Raw genomic sequence first — 2813 nt, 5'->3', positions numbered from 1 at the left:
CAGCACGCCGGCGCCCGCCGCGAGGACCACGGCCAGCGTGACGCCGACCGCGATCCATATCCTGCGGCGCCGCCGGGCGGCCAAGCCACCGATGTTCTTCCCAACCACAGCCCGCAGCTCTCCTCGACCGATTTCCGCAGCAGCCGCCTGCCGCACCCATATCCCCGCCGACCACACTATCCTCGTTGCGCAACCGTTCCCCCGAACAACCTGGCGAGTCGGCAGTCGTGACTGCTCATGCTCATAGATGCACCGAAGGAGATGGCGTGGAGTTCGACGTCACCATCGAGATCCCCAAGGGTTCTCGGAACAAGTACGAGGTCGATCACGAGACCGGGCGGGTCCGGCTAGACCGGCACCTCTACACGTCGATGGTCTACCCCGCCGACTACGGCTACATCGAGAACACCCTCGGCGAGGACGGTGACCCGCTGGACGCGCTGGTCCTGCTGCCCGAGTCCGTGTTCCCCGGCTGCCTCATCGAGGTGCGCCCGGTGGCGATGTACAAGATGGTCGACGAGGCGGGCGGCGACGACAAGGTGCTGTGCGTGCCCGCGGGCGACCCGCGCTGGGAGCACATCCAGGATCTGAAGGATGTGCCCGAGTTCGAGCTGGCCGCGATCAAGCACTTCTTCGAGCGCTACAAGGATCTCGAGCCCGGCAAGTACGTCAAGGGCTCGGAGTGGGTCGGCCGCGCCGAGGCCGAGGCCGAGGTGAGCGCCTCGATCCAGCGGCTGAAGGACAACGGCGGCCACTGAGCCCCGCCGTGCCGCGGCGGCTAATCGGCCGCCGCGGCGCGCCGTCGATCGCGTTCGGCGATGACCTGCTCGAGGTGCTCGCCGAGCAGCGCGAGGATCGGCGCCTCCACCTCGCCGTCGAGCCGTTCGTGGCTGAAGTCCGCGTCCTCCATGAGCGCGAAAGCCTCAGCCGCCGAACGAAATACGCAGTAGGCCTGATGGGCTCGCCCGAGTGCCTGCAGGATCAGCCCGTGCATCACCAGCACGCGCGCCCGCGACAGCGGGCCGATCGTGCGGTTGAGCATCCGCGTGGCCGCCTCGGCGACCGGCTCCGCCTCCGGCAACTGCCCGGCGATCATGTGCACGTGCGCCAGCCGCGCCAGCGCCCAGCCCTCGCGCAGCTCCACCCCGCTGCGCCGGGCCAGCTCGACCGACTCGCGGCACAGTTCGATCGCGCGCGGATGGTCGCCCTGGAATCCGCGGCTCGCGCCCAGCTCGTGGGTCGCCATGGCCTCCAGCGCGGCGTTGCCGATCTTGGCGGCCAGGGTCTTCGCCTCGGTCGCCCGCTCCTGCGCCTCGGTGAATTGCCCTGCGTCGGACAGGGTTTTGGCCATGTGCACCAGGCAGGCGCACTCGACCGCGGGATCCTCGACGCGCCGCGCCAGGCGGATCGCGCGTTCGGCGTGCGCGAGCGAGGCGGCCGTCTCCGTGCCGGTCCGCGTCGAGGACGCGAGCAACTGCCCGGCGAACGCGGCCAGTCGCACATCGCCGGGCGACTCCGGCGGCAGCGAGAGCGCGATGCGCACGTGATCGCGGCCCTGGCGCAGCGTGCCGAGCGAGTAGCTGTTGATCGTGCCGAGCGTCACCCTGATCCGGCACTCCACGCGGCGGTCGCCGGCCCGCAGGCCCGCGTCGAGCAGCGTGTTCAGCGCCCGCGACAGCTCCTGGCACTGCGGGCCGCCGTCGATCAATTCGGCGGTGGCCCAGGCGATGTCGGCGGCGAGCGCCAGCGCGGGTCCGCCGACGCGGGCGGTCTGCTCGTAGAGCGAGATCAGGTTGGGGCGCTCGACGTCGAGCCAGTACTGGGCGGCGAGGCTGTCGGTGAACGGCAGGCCCGCGGCCGAGGTCGGCGCGAGATACTCCGGCAGGCGTGATCCCGGATTGCACACCGCTACAAGGTTTTTCATGGTGGCCAGGGAGAAGTCCAGCAGGCGGCACAACACACCGGACACCGGCTCCCGGTCGTCGGAGCCCAGGTGCAGTTCGCGGGCGAACAGGCGGGGCAGGTCGTGATAGGTGTAGCGACCGGACGCGCTGGTCTCCATCAGATTCAGATCGACCAGCGACTCGCAGATCTCCTCGACCAGCCGCCGATCCGCGCCGAGGATCGCGGCCGCGCCGTCCAGGGAGATCTCCGCGACCTCCGGCACGGCCAGCAGGCGAAATGCCCTGGCCCGTACGGGATCCAGCTGGTCGTAGCTGAGCCGGAACGCCGCCTCGACCGCCAGGTCGCCGCTGCGCAGGGTGCCGAGCCGCTGCTTCTCGTCGTCCAGCCGCTCGGCCAGGCTGCCGATGCTCCAGTTCGGCCTGGCCGCCAGCCGGGCGCCGACGATCCGCACCGCGAGCGGCAGCCCGCCGCACGCGTCGAGCACGCTGTCCACCGCGGCGGGCTCGGCGGCGACGCGCCGTAAGCCCGCGATCCCGGCGAGCAGCGTGCGTGCCTCCGCCCTGGCCAGCACATCCAGCCGGACGCCGAGAACCCCTACCACACAGGGTAATTCGGGCATGGACGAGCGGCTGGTGATCAGCACCGCCGAGCCGGGCGTGCCGGGGATCAACGGGGCCACCTGGTCGACGTCGCGCGCGTTGTCCAGCACGACGAGCACCCGCTTGCCGTCGAGGAAGCTGCGGAACTGGGCCGAGCGCTCGGCCAGCGTCGGCGCGATCTCGCCCTCCGGAATACCCAGGGCGCGTAGGAAATCGCCGAGCGTGTCCGCCGCGGGCGTGCCGGACCGACCGGCCGGGCCATGCCCGCGGGCCTGGGCGAAGCCGTGCAGATCGACGTGCAACTGGCCG

The 2813-nt window shown here is 71.1% G+C and carries 2 protein-coding genes; one reads left to right on the top strand and one right to left on the bottom strand.

Translation table 11 applies throughout. The annotated features are described in order from the left end of the window. The first annotated feature begins 266 nt into the window (after window positions 1-266). Window positions 267-758, top strand: coding sequence for an inorganic diphosphatase (locus ON39_RS01975; RefSeq protein WP_040730123.1), 492 nt, complete (start codon window positions 267-269; stop codon window positions 756-758). A gap of 20 nt (window positions 759-778) precedes the next feature. On the opposite strand, the gene ON39_RS01970 is transcribed toward ON39_RS01975, so the two are convergent. Continuing rightward, the coding region (locus ON39_RS01970) for a tetratricopeptide repeat protein (protein ID WP_040730121.1) at window positions 779-2813 on the bottom strand (2035 nt) is incomplete at its 5' end.

The organism is Nocardia tenerifensis NBRC 101015, from assembly GCF_000308715.1.
Lineage (GTDB): Bacteria > Actinomycetota > Actinomycetes > Mycobacteriales > Mycobacteriaceae > Nocardia > Nocardia tenerifensis.
This window is presented reverse-complemented; position numbering and strand designations above follow the sequence as displayed.